The following is a 17624-nucleotide window of genomic DNA, read 5'->3' on the forward strand; positions in this document are numbered from 1 at the left end:
TCAGCCCTCCACCAGCGTGTAGCCGGCCTCCTCGACGGCGGCGCGCGCGGCGGCGGGGTCGAGGGGGCCCTCGGAGGTGACGGTGGCGGTGGACACGCCCCCGGCGTTCAGGTCCACGTCCACGGCGGAGACGCCGGCGATCTCGCCGAGCTCCTCCCGGACGGACGCGACGCAGTGGCCGCAGGTCATGCCGGTGATCTTCAGGTCGGTGGTGGTCATCTCGAACTCCTGTCGGGGTGGGTGGGCGACGGCGCCGGTCAGCGCAGCAGGCGGCCGAGGGCGGCCGTCGCCTCGGCGACCTTCTCGTCGATGAGCTCGGTGCGGCCTTCCGCCTCGGCCTGCACCGCGGCCTCCGCCACGCAGTGACGCAGGTGCTCCGAGGTGAGGTTCAGGCTGAGGGACTGCAGCGCCTTCGTGACGGCGGCGACCTGCGTGAGGACGTCGATGCAGTACACGTCCTCGTCCACCATGCGGTGGAGGCCGCGCACCTGCCCCTCGATGCGGCGCAGTCGAGCCAGGTGCTTCGCCTTGTCCCGGTGGACTTCGTGCGGGGGCCGGTGGCCGTCGCAGGCGTCCGCCGCGGCGGACGGAAGGGGCGAGGCGGCGGCGGGCGCCGTCGTCGTGCTGTCCGTGCTCATACCCCCGTTCTATACCCCAGGGGGGTATAGGTCAAGGGGTCAGCCGGCGCGGGTGTCCTCGTCCGGCAGCGGGGCCCCGGCGACGGCTTCGCCCAGATCGGCGATCAGGCCGCGGACCTGCAGGTCCAGGGCGTCGCGCACGCCCCGCACCTGCTCGAGGCTCATGCCGCGGATCGACGGCACGGACCACTTCTGCACCTGCGCGCCCTCGGGGATCTCGAACGGGTCCGCGCCGTCGAAGAGCACCACGATCTCGGCGGCCCGGAGCACGTCCGGGTCCAGGCCCTTGGTGTACGTGTGGTGCAGCGGGATGCCGATCTCGTTCATCGCCTCGAACGCGGTGGAGATGACCTCGCCGGCGGGCTCCGTGCCGGCCGAGCGGGCCCTGACCTCGCCGTGGGTGCGGTTCTCGAGCAGGGCCGCGGCCATCTGCGAGCGGCCGGCGTTGCCGTGACAGACGAACAGCACACGCGGGTGGCGGGACTCGATGCTGCCCTGGTTGATCGCCCTGGCGCGCAGGCGCGAGGCGGCATGCTGCACCGAGGTGGTCGGCAGCATCTCCGGGTGGCGGCTCGTCTCGGCGAGCTCGGCGTAGGAGTCGAACAGGAGCTGACGCACCGTCGCCTCGTCGGCCACGCCGGGGAAGCGCGCCATCAGCGACCCGACCTCGCGTTCCAGCACGTGCGCGGCCATCCCCTGCGGCACCGGGTCCACCGGGGCGAGGGTGTCCGGCGCGGCCGTCGTGTCCAGAGGCATGTCGTCCACCGCCGGGGCGTGATCGGCGTGGGGGTCCGGGGGGATGGGGGCCATGGTGCAAGTCCTCCGGGGAAGGCGGTCGGCTGGACGCGAGGTGAACGGGTGCCCCCACCCTTGCGCCGTCGGGTTCCCCGGCGCAAGCCCTGGCGGGATCCCTCGGCGCACGACGACGCCGCTCGCCGTCGTCGTCGGGGCGGCGGCCGAGGCCCGGGCCCGGAGCGGGGGTCCGCCGAGGTGGGAGAGAATGGGGGCCATGTCTGTCCGCTCCCTGCTCCCGGACCTCGGCGCCCCCGCGACCGGGGCCCCCGAGGCCGCCGTCCCCCCGTTCGCCCGGGCGGTGCTGTGGGCCCACGGGGACGACGCGTGGCGGGGCGAGGGCGGCTGGACCGTGCTCCTGGACGGCACCGACCGGCTCCGCCGGCTCTCCGCGCTGTGGCAGGCCGCCGTCGCCGGGCGACCGGACCCGACGGCCCCGCTGCGGGGCTGGATCTCCTCGACCTTCGCCGATGACTCGCCCGAGCCCGCGGTCCTGCGCATCCCCGCGGATCTGCGCCGCGCCACGCCGTCCGGCGTGCGGGACGTGGCCCAGCACGTGGACGCGGACGCGCTCGCAGCCGCCGTCGCCGCGGACCGCGGAGCCCGGCTGCTGGCCGACGGAGCGGTGCCCCTGCCCGCCGACGTCGCCGACCGTGCCTGGGACGACGCCGGCTACGCGGCCGGGGTGCGCGAGCTGCTGACGCGGATGGCCGACTCAGGCGGGGAGCTGGCGAAGGTCGTGATCAGCCGCACGATGACCGTCCCCGCGGACGACGCCGACCTGTGGCGGGCGATCGGGGCGCTGCGCCGCGAGTACCCGCAGACCTGGGTGTTCGCCGTCGGCGGGCTGCTGGGCGCCACGCCCGAGGTCCTCGCCACGCGGCACGCGGGGCTCGTGGGCTCGCGGGTGCTGGCGGGGTCCATGCCGCGCGGCGCGGACGAGGAGGAGGACGCCGCGCTGCGGGAGCGTCTGGCCTCTGATCCGCGGCTGGCGGAGGAGCACCGCTGGGCGGCGCGGTCGGTGCTGGACGCGCTGGCGCCCGTCGTCGACCTCGCCGACGACGACCCCGCGCCCACCGTCCTGACCCTGCCGAACGTGCACCACCTGGCCACGTCCGTGCGCGGCCGGCTGCGGGACGGGCGGGGGACCGTGCTGGACGTGGTGGCCGCGCTGCATCCGACGGCGGCCGTCGGCGGGACCCCCACGCCGGACGCGGTGCGGGTGATCGCGGAGGTCGAGCCCGTGGACCGCGGACGCTATGCGGGCCCCGTCGGGTGGCTCGACCAGGACGGCGACGGCGAGATCGCCCTGGCGCTGCGCTGCGGCCAGCAGGTGCCCGGCGGGGTGCGGCTGCAGGCCGGAGGCGGGATGGTCCCGGGAGCGGTGCCCGAGGAGGAGGTCACGGAGATCCGGGCCAAGTTCCTGCCGATGCGCCGAGCGCTGGGCGTCGCCGAGGACTGAGGCCCCCTGCGCTTTCGTTCGGGAAACGGCGGCGTGTCGCGGTGCTTTCGTGTGGGAAACGGCGCCGCACGCCGGATTCGCGTGGGCGGCGATGGAACGGCGCCCCGGAGCAAACGTGCCGGACGACTTCGTCAGCAAGGAGCGGTGACGCCGTTTCTCGAACGAAAGCGTCCTGGGGCCCGCCGTTTCTCGAACGAAAGCGTCTGGGACGCGAGAAGACCCGCCGGCCACGTCCCCTCGCGGGGGCGGGCCGACGGGTCTTCGCGTCGGTGTGAGGGATCAGGCGGCGACGGCCATGGCCTCATGGGCCGGCGTCGCGGCCTGGAGGCGGCGGGTGGCCTCGCGCTCGGCGAGGGCCGGCAGGAAGGTGGTGATGCGGGCGCCGCGCTTAAGGTCGGCGACGACCTCGCGGACGACCGAGCGGACGGTCTCGGCGGTGACGGTGCCCTCGAAGCGGCGGAGGAGGGTCTCCTCGACGCGCTGGAGCACGTGGCGCTGCATGAGGGGGCTCGGGGCGGTGGGCAGGTGGTGGTTGGTCGTGTTGATGCTCACGGTGAGCACCTCCTTCGGTTGCCGGACCTTGAGTCCGGCGGATCGTCGCGGCGGGGCCGCGGGTGGTGAGTTCGGTGGAGTCCCGACCTCGCGTTCCGTAAACGCTAGGTGAACTGCTTGTGAACAAGTTTACAGATTTCCTCCCGGAGTGCAACTCTGTGTTCACCAACGTGACCTGGGGCACCCTGTCCCACAGGTCTGCGCAGCGCTTAATCGGCGGAATCACGCGACTTTCGCGCCGAAGTGCCACGAGCGGCAGGCGGACAACAAGGTGAACAGAAGGTGAACAGCACTGCTCATCTTCGCCCCCTGCCCCTCCGCCCGGCCCGGTGCGAGGCTGGGACCATGCGTCCCGACCGCCACTCCGCCCCGACCTCCGCGGCCGCCCTGGCCCGCGAGGCCGTGATCCTTGCGGGCGCCGGTGCGGCGATCCTGCTCCAGGTGGCGCACCGGCCGGTGGGGGCCGGCGTCGCCGTCCACTCCCGGTTCACCGAGGACCCGATGCGCCGGCTCCGCCACACGCTCGCCTACATCTACGCGGTCACCCTCCCCGAGGCCGCGCCGGCGCGCGACGCGGTCGTCGACCGGGTGCGGGCGGCGCATCGCCCGGTACGCGGGGTCGACGCCGGAGGCCGCCCCTACGACGCCGCCGACCCGGACGCCCAGCTCTGGGTGGCCGCCACCCTCTACGCGATGGGGGAGCAGGTGCGCCGCCGGATGTGGGGCGCCCTCGACGCCGAGGACGCCGACCGCCTCTACCGCGGGTACGCCTCGCTCGCCACGAGCCTCGAGGTCCCCGCCTCCGCCTGGCCGGTCGACCGCGCGGCATTCGCGGACTACTGGGACGACCGGGTGGCCCGGCTCGAGGTCACGGATGACGCGCGGCGGGTCGCCGCCGACCTGTTCTCCGGCCATGGCGTCCCCGCGCCGCTGCGGGCGGCCCTGCCCCTGGCCCGGTTCGTCACCGCCGGCCTCCTCCCGGGGCGCGTGCGCGCCGGCCTCGGTTGGTCCTGGACCGGGCGGGACTCCGTCCGGGAGGCACGCCTCTGGGGGCTGGCGCGCACCCTGTACCGGCCGCTGCCGGCGACGGTGCGCGGCGTCGTCGTCCGCTGGGTCCTGCGGGGGCTGCCCCGGACGCGGAATCCGCGCGGCGCCGTCGACGTGGAGGCGACCCGCCGCGATGTCCGCCCCGTCTGGGAGAATGGTGGCGATGTCTGACTACCAGCCCCGCCGCCCCGGATCGAAGTCCACCCCGCACCGCCAGAGGGACCGCGCCGGAAAGCCGGCCCTCGGCCGCCCCGAGCGCGGCCTGATCGACGAGTCCGAGGCGCGCCAGCTCGCCGAGGACCGGGAGCGCATGCGCCGCGCCGGCGTCGGCCACCAGCTCTCCGCGCCCAAGCGCCGCGAGGCCGCCACCGCCGAGCGCCCCCAGGTGATGCCGAAGACCGAGGGCTGGACCCAGCCGATGGGCCCGGACGGCCGACCGCAGCTGCAGTTCAAGCAGCCGCGCGTCTCCCAGCCGCCCACGCACCTGGCCGACCTCACGCTGAAGGAAAGGCAGGAGAAGGCCAAGGAGATCGGGCTGCCGGCGTTCCGCGCCAAGCAGCTCTCGGTGCACTACTTCGAGCACTACACCACCGATCCGGAGCAGATGACGGACCTGCCCAAGGACAAGCGGGAGGCGATCGCGGAGGCGTTCTTCCCGCCGCTGCTCACCGAGGTCCGGCGCATGGAGACCGACCGCGGGGACACCGTCAAGTTCCTGTGGCGGCTGTTCGACGGCGCGCTCGTGGAGTCCGTGCTGATGCGGTACCCCGGTCGCGTGACCCTGTGCGTGTCCAGCCAGGCCGGCTGCGGCATGAACTGCCCGTTCTGCGCCACGGGCCAGGCCGGGCTGACCCGCAACATGTCCACGGCGGAGATCGTGGAGCAGATCGTGCTGGCCAACCAGGTGATCGCCCAGGGCGGACTGGGCGGCAAGCGCAAGGACGGCGGGCACGACGCCGACCGCGTCACCAACGTCGTGTTCATGGGCATGGGTGAGCCCCTGGCCAACTACAAGCGCGTGATGGCCGCCGTGCACCGCATGGTGGACCCCTCGCCCGAGGGCCTGGGCATGTCCGCGCGGAACATCACCCTGTCCACCGTGGGTCTGGTGCCGGCCATCCGGAAGCTGGCCGAGGAGGGCGTGCCGCTGACGTTCGCGCTGTCCCTGCACGCGCCGGACGACGAGCTGCGCGACGAGCTGATCCCCGTGAACTCGCGCTGGAAGGCGGACGAGGCGATCGACGCCGCGTACGACTACTTCGTGGCCACCGGCCGCCGGGTGTCCATCGAGTACGCGCTCATCAAGGACATGAACGACCACGCGTGGCGCGCCGACCTGCTGGCCAAGAAGCTCAACGCCCGGGGCAAGGGCTGGGTCCACGTGAACCCGATCCCGCTGAACCCGACGCCGGGCTCCATCTGGACCGCCTCGGAGAAGGACGTGACGCGCGAGTTCGTGGACCGGCTCAACGCCGCCGGCATCCCCACCACCCTGCGCGACACCCGTGGCAAGGAGATCGACGGCGCGTGCGGCCAGCTGGCGGCCGAGGACGTCGACTGACCTCCCGAAGCCCCTCGTCCCGTCCCCTCACCGGCCCGCCCGCGGATGATCCGCGGGGCCGGCGTCGGGAAGCGCCGTCAGAAGCGGACGGTCTCGCTATCGCCCGGCTCGGCGGTCCCGCCGGTGACCTTGGCCTTCACCATCTCGACGGCGGTGGCCACCGCGCCCGGGGACTCCCAGAACTGGGCGGTGTTCACGTCCACGCGCACGAGCACGATCTGCGGATCCTCGGGGCTCGAGCCCTCACCGAAGAACGCCTCGGTGGCAGAGTTCCAGAACTCCTTCTTGCGGGCGTCGTCGCGGACGAGCTGACCGTGGCCCGCGAGGGAGGCCCAGAAGTCCTTGTCCTGGACGGCGACGTTGACCGGGCGCTGCGGGGCGTCCGCGGCGACGTCGGAGGTGGAGCGCGTCATGAACCAGAGCGTGCCGCCGTCCTCCGCCTGCTGCAGGCCCATCGGGCGGGTGACGAGCGTGCCGTCCGCCTCGGCGGTGGTCAGCATGCAGACGTTCACCTTCGCGAGCTTCTCGAGCAGACGGGCGCGGGGATCCTGGGTGCCCATGGCGTGACTCCTTCGTCGTCGGGTGCCGGCGCCCTGATGCAGTCACCGGCTCGTAGCACCGACCCTAGGCACGGCCAGGCGGGTCCTGACCAGCGCTCAGCGGCGCACAGCCGCAGCGAGCCAGTCGACGGCGAGGGCGTAGCCCTGGACGCCCGCCCCGGCGATCACGACGTCGGCGACGGCGGAGACGTGCGAGTGGTGCCGGAACGCCTCGCGCCGGTGGATGTTGGAGATGTGCACCTCGGCGATCGGCCGGTCGACGGCGGCGAGGGCGTCGCGGATCGCGATGGAGGTGTGCGAGTACGCGGCGGGGTTGATGAGGACGCCCGCGTGGGAGGTGCGGGCCTCCTGGATCCAGTCGATGAGCTCGCCCTCGTGGTTGGACTGTCGGAAGTCCACGGTCAGCCCGTGCTCGGCCGCGCGGGCCTCGGTGAGCGCACGCACGTCGTCGAGGGTGGCCGTGCCGTAGACCTCGGGCTCGCGGGTGCCGAGCAGGTTCAGGTTGGGGCCGTTGAGCACGAGCAGGGGCAGGGCGGGAGTGGCGGTCATGCGGTCAGTCTAGGAAGCGGCGACGACGGCTCCCGTCTCGGCCACGACAGTGCGTGGAAGGCGCCCGTTTCCCGAACGAAAGTGCCGGGATACGCCGCCGTTTCCCGAACGAAAGCGGGGGTGGGGCGGAATAGGTGCGGCGGGGCGTCCGTTGTGGTCGGCAGGACGACCGCCGGCGTGAACGCGTCGGCCCCGCTGACGAAAGGACCCACCGTGGCCACCAAGGACCTGACCCTCGAGGAGTTCGGCTCCACCGTCGCCGAGAACGACACCGTGCTCGTGGACTTCTGGGCCGGCTGGTGCGGCCCGTGCCGCCAGTTCGCCCCCGTGTTCGAGGCCGCCTCGGAGAAGCACGACGACGTCGTCTTCGCCAAGGTCGACACGGAGGACCAGCAGCAGCTGGCGGCGATGGCCGGCATCACCTCCATCCCCACGCTCATGGCCTTCCGCGGCGGCGTGCTCGTGTTCTCCCAGGCCGGCGCCCTGCCAGGCACCGCGCTCGAGCAGCTGCTCGACCAGGTCAAGGGCCTCGACATCGCAGAGGTCCGTCGCCTGGCCGAGGAGCAGCAGGGCCAGCAGGGCGACGCCGAGCCGGGGCAGGACGAGGCCGTGCAGTCCACCGCCGCCCACCTCGACGACGTCAACGGCCGCTGACGGCCCGCGCGGCGTCGCCGCTCCCGCCGCTCACCGCGCGTCGAACGCCCCCTGCCGCCACTGCTCCACGAGCCACGGGCTGAACGCCCGGGGGACGGCGGCCAGGGCGGCGGCCAGGTCGGCCGGCTCCACCCAGCACCACTCCGCGACCTCGTCCCGCTCCGGGGCGGGGTCGCCGTGCATCCGGGCCCGGAACACCGGGCAGATCTCGTGCTCCTCCATGCCGGAGGCGTCCGCGGCCCGGTAGCGGAAGTCGGGGAGCACCTCGACGACGTCGGACACCTCCACGCCCAGCTCCTGTGGGGCGCGGCGCAGCACGGCGTCCGCGGGGGACTCGCCGGGGCCGGGGTGCCCGCAGAACCCGTTGGTCCACACCCCGGGGAACGCCGCCTTGCCCAGCGCCCGGCGGGTGAGCAGGAACCGGCCGGCCTCGTCGTACACGTGACAGGAGAAGGCCAGGTGCAGGGGCGTGCCGCCGTCTTCGGTGCGGCGGTGGACCGTGGCCTTGGCCTCCGTGCCCACGGCCTCGCCCGCCGGGGACAGCAGGACCACGCGCTCGACGTCGTCGGGGCCTGCGGCCGGGACGTCCGAGGCCGCCATCCACGGTCGGGCGACGGGGGAGGGGCGGTCGTGTGGGGAGGGCGTGGCCGGTGTCTGCATGCCCCTCAGTGTGGCAGGCGAGCCGGGCCGCCCATCAGATGTGGGCCACGTCACCTCGGCCCGATCCCGACGGCCGGGCGTGGCTAGAGTGCTGAGGTCGGCGCCACACCCCGGCGCGTCCCACGTCACTCGAGGAGAGCACCCCCATGGCCTTCGCCGCCCTGTCCCGTTCCGCCCGTCTTGCCGGCCTGTCCGCTGCCGCGCTGCTGGCCCTCACCGCGTGCGGCGGTCAGGACTCGTCCGACGCCGACGCGTCCGCCTCGACGTCGGCGCCCGCCTCCGAGTCCGCGCAGGGTGCGGCGTCGTCGTCCGCCTCGGCGTCGTCGCTGTCCGCGGCCCCGGCCGACTACGAGGCCGGCACGTGCTTCACCGCCCCGCTCGGCGCCCGTGACCTGTCCTCCTTCGAGACCACCGACTGCGAGGGCGCCCACACCGCGGAGTACCTGTGGGCCGTGCCGGCCGTGGCCGAGGGTGAGGAGGCCGACCCGGCCGCCGCCCAGACCTGCACCGCCCAGGCGCAGCGCCTGAGCGAGGAGAAGGAGGACCAGCTGAACGGGGCCGTCCTGACCTCCTCCGAGCTGGGCAACTACGGCACCGACGAGAAGCACTGCGTCGTGTACGGGGTCTCCGGTGAGTGGGAGGGTCAGATCGTGGACCCGGAGATCACCCTGGAGACGGCGTCCGCCGACGCCTGATCCCGACGGCGGCCCCGTGCGTCGTGAGATCGCGCCGCCCGGGACCGCCGCGCATGGACGCGGGACCGGCGCGGCCCGTAGTGTCTTCTGCGTCCAGAAGTTAGACGGCCGAACAGATGTGGCGGTCGGCGCCGCGTCGTGTCCGCCGCCGAGGAGGCGCCATGGGTGAAGCGAGGACGGGCGGCGAGGCCGCGCTCTCCGGGGTGACCGCCGAGCTGGACGCCGCGCTCCGACATGCCGCGGCCCAGGCGCCCGGATCCGCCGCCTTCGCCGAGCTGCTCGACTCGCTTCACGTCCATGTGGGCGCTGGCAAGCTCATCCGCCCCCGTCTCGTCGAGCTCGGCTGGCGCCTGGCGACCGCCGGCCCGGTCCCTCCGTCCGGTCGCGCTGCCGTCGACCGCCTCGGGGCCGCCTTCGAACTGCTGCACACCGCGCTGCTCGTCCACGACGACGTCATCGATCGGGACACGCTGCGGCGCGGCCAGCCCGCCGTGCACGCCTCCGCCCGGCACCGCCTCGAGGCCCGCGGGGTGCCCGCTGCGGATGCCGCCCACGCCGGGGTCGCCGTCGCCCTCATCGCGGGGGACGTCCTGCTCACCCAGGCGTTCCGGCTCGCCGCCACCTGTGCCGCCGACACCGCCCGTGCCGCCGAGGCCGCCGCCGTCGTCTTCGACGCCGCCGCCGTGACCGCGGCCGGCGAGCTCGAGGACGTGCTCCTGGGATTGTCCCGCCACACCGGTGAGGAGCCCGATCCCGACCGCATCCTCGCCATGCAACGGCTCAAGACGGCGCACTACACGGTCGGCGCGCCCCTGCGTGCCGGCGCCCTCCTGGCCGGGGCGGATCCCGACCTCGCCCGGGCGATGGGTGAGGCCGGCGCCGACCTCGGCGCGGCCTACCAGGTGATCGACGACGTCCTCGGCGTGTTCGGCGATCCCGGGGAGACCGGCAAGTCCGCCGACGGCGACCTGCGCGAGGGCAAGGCCACCGTGCTCACCGCCCACGGCCGCCGCATCCCCGCCGTCCGCGCCCTGCTCGACGCGGGCCCGGCCACCCCCGCGGACATCGAGGCCGCCCGCCGCGCCCTCGAGGCGGCCGGCGCCCGGGAGCACGCCCTCGACGTCGCCGCCGAGCTCACCGTCCGCGCCCGGGAGCGCATCGCGGCCCTGCCCCTGGACGAGACGGTCCGGGCGGAGTTCGCCGACGCCTGTCACGCCGTGCTGTCCCGGAGGTCCTGAGATGGCCGCGCCCGCCCAGAGCCCTGCCGCGCTGTACACGCGGACGGCCCACGCCGCAGCGGCCCAGGTGATCCGCCGTTACTCCACGTCCTTCTCCTGGGCCTGCCGCACCCTGCCCCGGCAGGCACGCCAGGACGTCGCGACGATCTACGCCATGGTCCGCGTCGCCGACGAGGTGGTCGACGGCGTCGCGGTGGCCGCCGGGCTCGACGAGGCCGGGGTCCGCGCCGCCCTGGACGACTACGAGCGGGCGTGTGAGGCCGCGATGGCGTCGGGCTTCGCCACCGACCCGGTCCTGCACGCCTTCGCCGACGTGGCCCGTCGCCACGGCATCACCCCGGAGCTGACCCGTCCCTTCTTCGCCTCCATGCGCGCGGACCTGGGGATCCGCGAGCACGGCGCCGAATCCCTGGACGCCTACATCCACGGCTCGGCCGAGGTGGTGGGACTGATGTGCCTGCAGGTCTTCCTCTCCCTCCCCGGCACGCGGGCCCGGACCCCGGGCCAACGGCAGGAGCTGCGCGCGCAGGCCTCCCGGCTGGGGGCGGCGTTCCAGAAGGTCAACTTCCTCAGGGACCTGGCCGCGGACCACCACGAGCTGGGCCGCACCTACCTGCCCGGTGCCGCACCGGGCGTGCTCACCGAGGCCCGCAAGGCCGAACTCGTGGCCGAGGTCCGCGCCGACCTCGACGCCGCCCTGCCCGGCATCCGTGCCCTGGACCCCGGGGCCGGGCGCGCCGTGGCCCTGGCGCACGGACTGTTCGCGGCCCTGGCGGACCGGATCGAGGCGACCCCGGCGGCCGAGCTGGCTCACCGCCGTGTCCGGGTGCCGGACCGCCAGAAGGCCCGGATCGCCGCCCGCGTCCTGGCACGGGGCCGCCGGGGAGGCCGCCGATGAGCGCCCGGGACACCGCTCTCGGCCCGCGCACCGTGGTGGTGGGCGGTGGGTTCGCCGGACTGGCCACGGCGGGCCTGCTGGCCCGTGACGGGCACCGGGTGACGCTGCTGGAGCGCGGCGCCGTCCTGGGCGGCCGTGCCGGACGCTGGTCCGAGGCGGGGTTCACCTTCGACACCGGGCCCTCCTGGTACCTGATGCCCGAGGTGATCGACCGCTGGTTCCGCCTCATGGGGACCTCCGCCGCCGAACGGCTGGACCTGCGCCGCCTGGACCCCGGCTACCGGGTGTACTTCGAGGAGCATCTCCAGGAGCCCCCCGTGGACGTGCGCACCGGCCACGCGGAGACGCTGTTCGAGTCCCTCGAGCCCGGCGCCGGGCGCCGCCTGCGGGCCTACCTCGACTCCGCGTCCCGGATCTACGGGCTCGCCAAGGAGCACTTCCTCTACACGGACTTCCGCCGGCCGGCCGCCCTGGCCCACCCGGACGTCCTGCGCGCCCTGCCGGCCCTCGGGCCCCAGCTGCTGGGGGGCCTGCGCTCCCATGTCGCGGCCCGCTTCCAGGATCCCCGGCTGCGCCAAATCCTGGGCTACCCGGCGGTCTTCCTCGGCACGTCCCCCGACCGTGCCCCCGCCATGTACCACCTGATGTCCCATCTGGACCTCGCCGACGGCGTGCAGTACCCCCTCGGCGGCTTCGCGGCCCTCGTGGACGCCATGGCGGAGGTCGTGCGCGAGGCCGGCGTGGAGATCCGCACCGGGGTCGAGGCGACCGCCGTCGAGGTGGTGGACCGTCCCGCCCCCGCCGGCCGCCTCGGACGCCTGGCCGCCCGCCTGCCCAGGCCGGGAGCAGCCCGCGGGGACGAGGGCCGGCGCCGCCTTCCCGGTCGGGTGACGGGCGTGGCCTGGCGGTCCGACGACGGCGCCGCGGGACGCCTCGACGCCGATGTGGTGGTGGCCGCCGCGGATCTGCACCACGTGCAGACCCGCCTGCTGCCTCCCGGCCGGCGCGTCGCGGAGTCCACGTGGGACCGGCGCGACCCCGGCCCCTCCGGCGTGCTCGTGTGCGTGGGGGTGCGCGGATCCCTGCCCCAGCTGGCCCACCACACCCTGCTGTTCACGGCGGACTGGGAGGACAACTTCGGGCGCATCGAGCGGGGAGAGGACCTCGCCGCGGACACCTCGATCTACGTCTCGCGCACCTCCGCCACGGACCCGGGGGTGGCCCCGGAGGGCGACGAGAACCTCTTCATCCTCGTCCCGGCCCCCGCCGAGCCGGGGTGGGGACGCGGCGGCATCCGGGTCCGTGACGGCGAGGGCTGGCGGGTGGACCGCGCCGGGGACGCCCAGGTGGAGGCCGTGGCGGACCGGGCCCTCGATCAGCTGGCCCGATGGGCCGGGATCCCCGACCTGGCCGAGCGCATCGTGGTGCGACGCACCTACGGGCCCGGTGACTTCGCTGCGGACGTGCACGCCTGGCGTGGTTCGCTGCTGGGCCCCGGGCACACGCTGGCGCAGTCGGCCATGTTCCGTCCCTCGGTGCGGGACGCGGACGTGGCCGGCCTGATGTACGCGGGCTCCTCGGTGCGCCCGGGCATCGGGGTGCCCATGTGCCTGATCTCCGCCGAGGTGGTCCGGGACGAACTGCGCCACGACGCGCGGAGGGTCCGGCCCGCGGGGCCCGGGGGGAGCGGCGCATGATCCGCACCCTCTTCTGGGCGTCCCGGCCGGTCAGCTGGGTGAACACGGCGTACCCGTTCGCCGCCGCCGCGATCCTGACCGGGGGGCTGCCCGCGTGGCTGGTGGTCCTGGGCGTCGTGTTCTTCCTCGTGCCCTACAACCTGGCCATGTACGGCATCAATGACGTGTTCGACTTCGCCTCGGACCTGCGCAACCCCCGCAAGGGGGGCGTGGAGGGCTCCGTGCTGGGCGACCCCGCGGTGCGCCGCCGGGTGCTGGCGTGGTCGGTGCTGCTGCCCGTGCCGTTCGTGGCCGTGCTCGCGGGTTGGTCCGCCGTGCGGGGGGAGTGGGCCGCCGTGCTGGTGCTGGCGGTGAGCCTGTTCGCGGTGGTGGCGTACTCCTGGGCGGGGCTGCGGTTCAAGGAGCGGCCCTTCCTGGACGCGGCGACCTCCGCCACCCACTTCGTCTCCCCCGCGGTGTACGGCCTCGTGCTGGCCGGGGCGACCCCCACGCCCGCCCTGGCGGCGCTGCTGGGGGCGTTCTTCCTGTGGGGCATGGCCTCGCAGATGTTCGGGGCGGTGCAGGACGTGATGCCGGACCGGGAGGGGGGCCTGGCCTCGGTGGCCACCGCGCTGGGCGCCCGGCGCACCGTCCTGCTCGCCGCCGGCCTGTACGCGGCGGCGGGCCTGCTGCTGCTGGCCACCGACCCGCCGGGCCCGCTCGCGGCGCTGCTGGCCGTGCCCTACGTGGTGAACACCCTGCGCTTCCGCCGCGTCACGGACGCCACCTCGGGCGCGGCCCACCGCGGCTGGCAGCTGTTCCTCCCCCTGAACTACGTGACCGGCTTCCTCGTGACCCTGCTGCTGATCGGGTGGGCGCTGAGCCGGGGGGCCGCGGCATGATCTACCTGCTGGCCCTGCTGGGTGTCATCGGCTGCATGCTGCTGGTGGACCGGCGCTTCGAGCTGTTCCTGTGGCATCGCCCGCTCCCGGCGCTGCTGGTGCTGGCCGCCGGGGTGGCCTACTTCTTCGCCTGGGACCTGTGGGGGATCGCCGAGGGCGTGTTCCTGCACCGACAGTCGCCCTACATGACCGGGGTGATGCTCGCCCCCCAGCTGCCTCTGGAGGAGGGGTTCTTCCTGCTCTTCCTCAGCCAGATCACGATGGTGCTGTTCACCGGGGCGCTGCGCCTGCTGCGCGGCCGGGGACGCGACGCCCGCGCCGCGACGCCGGCCGATCCGACCGACCGGGGGAGCCGGTGACCTTCCTCGACCTCGTCCTCGTCTTCGTGGGCTTCGCCCTGGCCGTGCTCATGGGCGCCGCCCTCGTCGGCCGCGTGCGGGGCGGTCACCTGCGGGCCGTGGCGGCCACCCTGGTGGCCCTGTGGGCGCTCACGGCGGTCTTCGACAACGTGATGATCGCCGCGGGGCTCTTCGACTACGGCCACGAGCTGCTGGTGGGTGTCTACGTGGGCCAGGCGCCCGTGGAGGACTTCGCCTACCCGCTCGGCTCCGCCCTGCTGCTGCCGGCGCTCTGGCTGCTGCTGACGAGCCGTCCACGTGCCGGTCGGCGCGGCCCTCGGCCGGGACGCCGCCCCCACCCGGACGATCGCTGACATGCTGCCGCTGATCCCCGCAGACCTGCTGCGCGCGCTCGGTCTGATCCTCGTCCCGGTCGCGGCGGTGCACGCCGGATGGCCGTCCGCGGCGGCGATGCTGCTCGTGTTCGGCTCCCAGTGGCTCACCCGCTGGCTCGCCCCGGGCGGAGTCCTGGACTGGGCCGCGCAGGCGGTCCTGCTGCTGGCCGGGTGGCTGAGCGTCATCGGCCTCTATGCGCGGGTGTCGTGGCTGGACCTGCTTGTGCACGCCGCCGCCTCCGCCGTGGTCGCCTGTCTGACGGCACTGGTGGTGGGGGCGTGGCTGCGGCGCCGAGGGACCGAGGCCGGGCAGGCCGTGGCGCTGCTCGGCCCGGGCCTGGCCGGGCTGGGGATCGCGGCCGCCGCCGTGGCCCTGGGCGTGGTGTGGGAGCTGGCCGAATGGTGGGGGCACACGGCCGTGACCCCCGAGATCGGCGTGGGCTACACGGACACCATCGGCGACCTCGCCGCCGACCTCGTCGGCGCTGGGATCGGCGCCGCCCTCGCCGTGCGCCGGGGGCGCACCCGGTGACCCCGGCCCGCCCCACCGTCTCCGTGGTCGTCCCGGTGCTCGACGACGCCGACCACCTGCGTGTGTGCCTCGCGCTGCTGGCAGCCCAGAGCCGGCCGGCGCTGGAGGTGGTGGTGGTGGACAACGGCTGCGTGGACGACTCGGCGGTGCTCGCCCGCGCCGCCGGCGCGCGGGTGGTGCGCGAGCCGCGCCGCGGGGTCCCGGCCGCGGCGGCCGCCGGCCTGGACGCCGCGGTCGGGGAGCTGCTGGTGCGCTGCGACGCAGACACGCGGATGCCCGCGGACTGGCTCGAACGGATCGTGGCGCGGTTCGACGCCGACCCCGGGCTCGACGCCCTCACCGGGCCGGGGACCTTCCACGACCAGCCCGGCCTCCGGGGACGGGTGCGGGCGGCGCTCTACACCGGTGCGTACCGCTGGGGGGCGGGCGCCGCGGTGGCGGCCACCCCCGTCTGGGGCTCCAACTGCGCCCTCCGCGCCGAGGCGTGGCAGGCTGTGCGGACCCGGGTCCACCGCGAGCGCGGGGACGTGCACGATGACCTGGACCTGTCCTTCCAGCTGGCCCTGGCCGGCCGCCGGATCCGGTTCGATCCGGACCTGCGGGTGGAGGTCGCCGGGCGCATCTTCCATTCCCTGCGCCAGCGGGTGCGGCAGGGCCGGATGGCCGTCGCCACCCTGCAGGTCAACTGGGCTCGGCTGTCCCCCGGGCGGCGCTGGCTGCGCCGGGCGGCCCGGGCACGCCCCCGCTCCCGCTGGGGGCGCGGCCCCGACGGTCAGTCCCGGGACTGAGCGCCGTCGGTGTCGCGGGCTCGCCTGTCCAACGGGTTGCGACGCAGGGGCAGCCGGCCCACCAGCGGCCGCAGCAGGCCGCGGGTGCGCGGACGCTCGCCGCCGTCGTGCCGACGCTGGGCCTCGGCCAGGATGTTCGCGGCCATCTCCGGGAACACCACGGCGTGGAAGGGCAGGATGGCGGTCCAGTAGGCGCGTCCGAGCAGGCCGTCCGGCATGAAGACCGCCCGCTGGCGGTAGACGGAGCCCCCGCCCTCCCGCGGCTCGGTGCTCAGCTGCAGCCAGGCCCGCCCCCCGGCCTTCATCTCCGCCCGCAGCGTCAGCCGCCGCCCCGGCTCCACGTCCTCCACCCGCCACCAGTCCACCACGTCGCCGCGTCGCAGGTGGTCCGGGTCCCGCCGGCCGCGGGTCAGGCCGGGCCCGCCGACCAGCTTGTCCATCAGCCCGCGGATCTTCCACAGCAGCGGGGTCGAATACCATCCGTTCGCGCCGCCCACCGACTCGATCACCGGCCACACCTCCTGCGCGGGCAGGTCGGACTCGCGCTCGCGCTCATCCGTGTAGACCGTGGTGCCGGCCCACTCGGGATCCGAGGGCAGGGGGGCGGCCGGGTCCGCGGAGCTCTGGATGTCCGCGTCGAAGGTGACGTCCAGGGGGCCCTCCTTCTCCCGCTTCAGCGCCAGCCGCACGGCGTCCATGTAGGAGGTCAGCCCGCCCGGCGGGTCCGGGATGAGGTCGCGGACCGAGCGGTCCTCCACGACCGCCTCCTCGGCGAGGGATGCGGCCAGGGGCAGGGCCACCGCGACCGGGATGGGGGTCACCATGCCGATCCAGAAGCCCGCCAGGGTCTGCAGCGGGAACGGGGTGGGGATCACGATGCGTCGGGACAGGCCGGCGGCACGGGCGTAGTCCTCCAGCACGCTCGCGAACGACTGGGGGTGTCCGTTGCCGATCTGGGCCCTCAGCTGCACGGGCTCCGGGAGGGCGCAGGCCTGCAGGAGGTAGTACAGGACGTCGCGGATGGCCAGCGGCTCCACCCGGTTCTTCAGCCAGGACGGGCCGGGCATCACGGGCAGCCGCTCGGCGAGGTGGCGGATCATCTCGAACGAGGTGGAGCCCGAGCCGATGATCACCCCGGCCTCGAACGTCAGCGCCGGGGTCGCCGCCCGCTCGAGACGCTCGGCCACGAGGGCGCGGGAGCGCATGTGGTCGGACAGCTCCGCGACGGGGATCGTGTCCGGGTGCAGGCCGGAGAGATAGACGAGCTGGGCGACGCCGGCCGTGTCCGCGGCGGTGCCCACGATGTCCGCGATCCGCTGCTCCTGGGCCACGAAGTCGCCGCCCCCGCCCATGGAGTGCACGAGGTAGAGCACGGTGTGCACGTCCTGCATGGCGGCTTCGACGAGGTCCGCCTCGGTGAGGTCGAGCTCCACCGCCTCGATGCTGTCCGACCACGGCCGGTCCGCGAGGTCGGAGGGGTTCCGGGCGCCGGCCCGGACGTCGAAGCCGGCGGCGAGCAGCTCGGGGATGAGGCGCCCGCCCACGTACCCGGTGGCACCGGTGACGAGGACGCGGCGACCCCGGCCGTCCGGAAGGGACAGGCCGAGGGGGGAGGTGTGGGGCGCCGGCGTGGCACCGGCGGGGACGGGGGAGGGCTGTGTGGAGGCCATGGGCGCACTCTAGGGTC

Annotated in this window: 21 protein-coding genes; 13 read left to right on the forward strand and 8 right to left on the reverse strand. The window is 74.7% G+C overall.

Annotation, left to right across the window (positions count from 1 at the left end; genetic code table 11):
- From ACUXPL_RS07235 to ACUXPL_RS07245, 3 genes are read right to left on the reverse strand one after another with little or no spacing between them, the layout of a single operon-like run.
- Entirely contained in the window at nucleotides 1-219 is a 219-nt protein-coding gene (locus ACUXPL_RS07235) for a heavy-metal-associated domain-containing protein (protein WP_041103399.1), read from the reverse strand.
- Nucleotides 220-257: 38 nt separating this feature from the next.
- The gene (locus ACUXPL_RS07240; protein WP_002856860.1) at nucleotides 258-638 is read right to left on the reverse strand and encodes a metal-sensitive transcriptional regulator; all 381 of its coding nucleotides are present in this window, start codon (nucleotides 636-638) and stop codon (nucleotides 258-260) included.
- A 39-nt stretch (nucleotides 639-677) separates the two neighbouring features.
- Nucleotides 678-1448: an arsenate-mycothiol transferase ArsC gene (locus tag ACUXPL_RS07245; RefSeq protein WP_454182903.1), complete on the reverse strand. Its 771-nt coding sequence runs from the start codon at nucleotides 1446-1448 to the stop codon at nucleotides 678-680.
- A 199-nt stretch (nucleotides 1449-1647) separates the two neighbouring features.
- On the opposite strand from ACUXPL_RS07245, the gene ACUXPL_RS07250 reads away from it, so the two are divergent.
- A complete protein-coding gene (locus tag ACUXPL_RS07250) occupies nucleotides 1648-2892 on the forward strand; it encodes an isochorismate synthase (RefSeq protein WP_369998241.1) in 1245 nt (414 codons plus the stop codon).
- A gap of 279 nt (nucleotides 2893-3171) precedes the next feature.
- Here the strand turns inward: ACUXPL_RS07250 and ACUXPL_RS07255 are convergent, their stop codons facing one another.
- Nucleotides 3172-3444: a three-helix bundle dimerization domain-containing protein gene (locus ACUXPL_RS07255; RefSeq protein WP_406891876.1), complete on the reverse strand. Its 273-nt coding sequence runs from the start codon at nucleotides 3442-3444 to the stop codon at nucleotides 3172-3174.
- A gap of 345 nt (nucleotides 3445-3789) precedes the next feature.
- Between ACUXPL_RS07255 and ACUXPL_RS07260 the strand changes: the two genes are divergently transcribed.
- Both ACUXPL_RS07260 and rlmN read left to right on the forward strand, forming a co-directional pair.
- Nucleotides 3790-4662: an oxygenase MpaB family protein gene (locus tag ACUXPL_RS07260; RefSeq protein WP_454182905.1), complete on the forward strand. Its 873-nt coding sequence runs from the start codon at nucleotides 3790-3792 to the stop codon at nucleotides 4660-4662.
- Nucleotides 4655-6052: a 23S rRNA (adenine(2503)-C(2))-methyltransferase RlmN gene (gene rlmN, locus ACUXPL_RS07265; protein ID WP_248101893.1), complete on the forward strand. Its 1398-nt coding sequence runs from the start codon at nucleotides 4655-4657 to the stop codon at nucleotides 6050-6052. Before ACUXPL_RS07260 ends, rlmN begins: the two co-directional genes overlap by 8 nt.
- Nucleotides 6053-6129: 77 nt before the next feature.
- Here rlmN and ACUXPL_RS07270 read toward each other — a convergent pair whose 3' ends face one another.
- Together ACUXPL_RS07270 and aroQ are read right to left on the reverse strand one after the other, a co-directional pair.
- Nucleotides 6130-6612: a pyridoxamine 5'-phosphate oxidase family protein gene (locus ACUXPL_RS07270; RefSeq protein ID WP_454182907.1), complete on the reverse strand. Its 483-nt coding sequence runs from the start codon at nucleotides 6610-6612 to the stop codon at nucleotides 6130-6132.
- A gap of 96 nt (nucleotides 6613-6708) precedes the next feature.
- Nucleotides 6709-7161, reverse strand: a complete 453-nt coding sequence (aroQ, locus tag ACUXPL_RS07275; RefSeq protein ID WP_406891868.1) for a type II 3-dehydroquinate dehydratase — start codon at nucleotides 7159-7161, stop codon at nucleotides 6709-6711.
- Between the two features lie 213 nt (nucleotides 7162-7374).
- Between aroQ and trxA the strand changes: the two genes are divergently transcribed.
- Nucleotides 7375-7815, forward strand: a complete 441-nt coding sequence (trxA, locus tag ACUXPL_RS07280; RefSeq protein ID WP_051995255.1) for a thioredoxin — start codon at nucleotides 7375-7377, stop codon at nucleotides 7813-7815.
- A 30-nt stretch (nucleotides 7816-7845) separates the two neighbouring features.
- Here trxA and idi read toward each other — a convergent pair whose 3' ends face one another.
- Entirely contained in the window at nucleotides 7846-8475 is a 630-nt protein-coding gene (gene idi, locus ACUXPL_RS07285; RefSeq protein WP_454182910.1) for an isopentenyl-diphosphate Delta-isomerase, read from the reverse strand.
- A 146-nt stretch (nucleotides 8476-8621) separates the two neighbouring features.
- Here idi and ACUXPL_RS07290 point away from each other — a divergent pair, with 146 nt between their 5' ends.
- The 9 genes from ACUXPL_RS07290 (at nucleotide 8622) to crtX (ending at nucleotide 15937) form a co-directional block, all read left to right on the forward strand.
- Nucleotides 8622-9170, forward strand: a complete 549-nt coding sequence (locus tag ACUXPL_RS07290) for a hypothetical protein (protein WP_454182912.1) — start codon at nucleotides 8622-8624, stop codon at nucleotides 9168-9170.
- 161 nt (nucleotides 9171-9331) lie between these two features.
- Nucleotides 9332-10408: a polyprenyl synthetase family protein gene (locus tag ACUXPL_RS07295; RefSeq protein WP_454182914.1), complete on the forward strand. Its 1077-nt coding sequence runs from the start codon at nucleotides 9332-9334 to the stop codon at nucleotides 10406-10408.
- Nucleotide 10409: 1 nt separating this feature from the next.
- Entirely contained in the window at nucleotides 10410-11306 is an 897-nt protein-coding gene (locus ACUXPL_RS07300; protein ID WP_454182916.1) for a phytoene/squalene synthase family protein, read from the forward strand.
- Nucleotides 11303-13003, forward strand: a complete 1701-nt coding sequence (gene crtI / locus ACUXPL_RS07305) for a phytoene desaturase family protein (RefSeq protein ID WP_454182918.1) — start codon at nucleotides 11303-11305, stop codon at nucleotides 13001-13003. Before ACUXPL_RS07300 ends, crtI begins: the two co-directional genes overlap by 4 nt.
- Entirely contained in the window at nucleotides 13000-13884 is an 885-nt protein-coding gene (locus ACUXPL_RS07310; RefSeq protein ID WP_454182919.1) for a prenyltransferase, read from the forward strand. Before crtI ends, ACUXPL_RS07310 begins: the two co-directional genes overlap by 4 nt.
- Nucleotides 13854-14243 (forward strand): C50 carotenoid gamma-cyclase subunit alpha CrtYg, encoded by a 390-nt coding sequence (gene crtYg / locus ACUXPL_RS07315; protein ID WP_454182921.1) that lies wholly within the window; start codon nucleotides 13854-13856, stop codon nucleotides 14241-14243. Before ACUXPL_RS07310 ends, crtYg begins: the two co-directional genes overlap by 31 nt.
- Nucleotides 14240-14596 (forward strand): C50 carotenoid gamma-cyclase subunit beta CrtYh, encoded by a 357-nt coding sequence (gene crtYh, locus ACUXPL_RS07320; RefSeq protein ID WP_454182923.1) that lies wholly within the window; start codon nucleotides 14240-14242, stop codon nucleotides 14594-14596. Before crtYg ends, crtYh begins: the two co-directional genes overlap by 4 nt.
- Before the next feature lies 1 nt (nucleotide 14597).
- Nucleotides 14598-15149, forward strand: a complete 552-nt coding sequence (locus ACUXPL_RS07325; RefSeq protein ID WP_454182925.1) for a hypothetical protein — start codon at nucleotides 14598-14600, stop codon at nucleotides 15147-15149.
- Nucleotides 15146-15937, forward strand: a complete 792-nt coding sequence (gene crtX / locus ACUXPL_RS07330) for a C50 carotenoid glucosyltransferase CrtX (RefSeq protein WP_454182927.1) — start codon at nucleotides 15146-15148, stop codon at nucleotides 15935-15937. The genes ACUXPL_RS07325 and crtX overlap by 4 nt, the downstream gene beginning before the upstream one ends.
- Here the strand turns inward: crtX and ACUXPL_RS07335 are convergent.
- Nucleotides 15922-17607 carry an SDR family oxidoreductase gene (locus tag ACUXPL_RS07335; protein ID WP_454182929.1) on the reverse strand — a complete coding sequence of 562 codons (1686 nt, stop codon included), beginning with the start codon at nucleotides 17605-17607 and terminating at the stop codon, nucleotides 15922-15924. The genes crtX and ACUXPL_RS07335 overlap by 16 nt on opposite strands.
- Nucleotides 17608-17624: the final 17 nt, after the last annotated feature.

This window comes from Micrococcus sp. 140720015-1 (genome assembly GCF_053627595.1).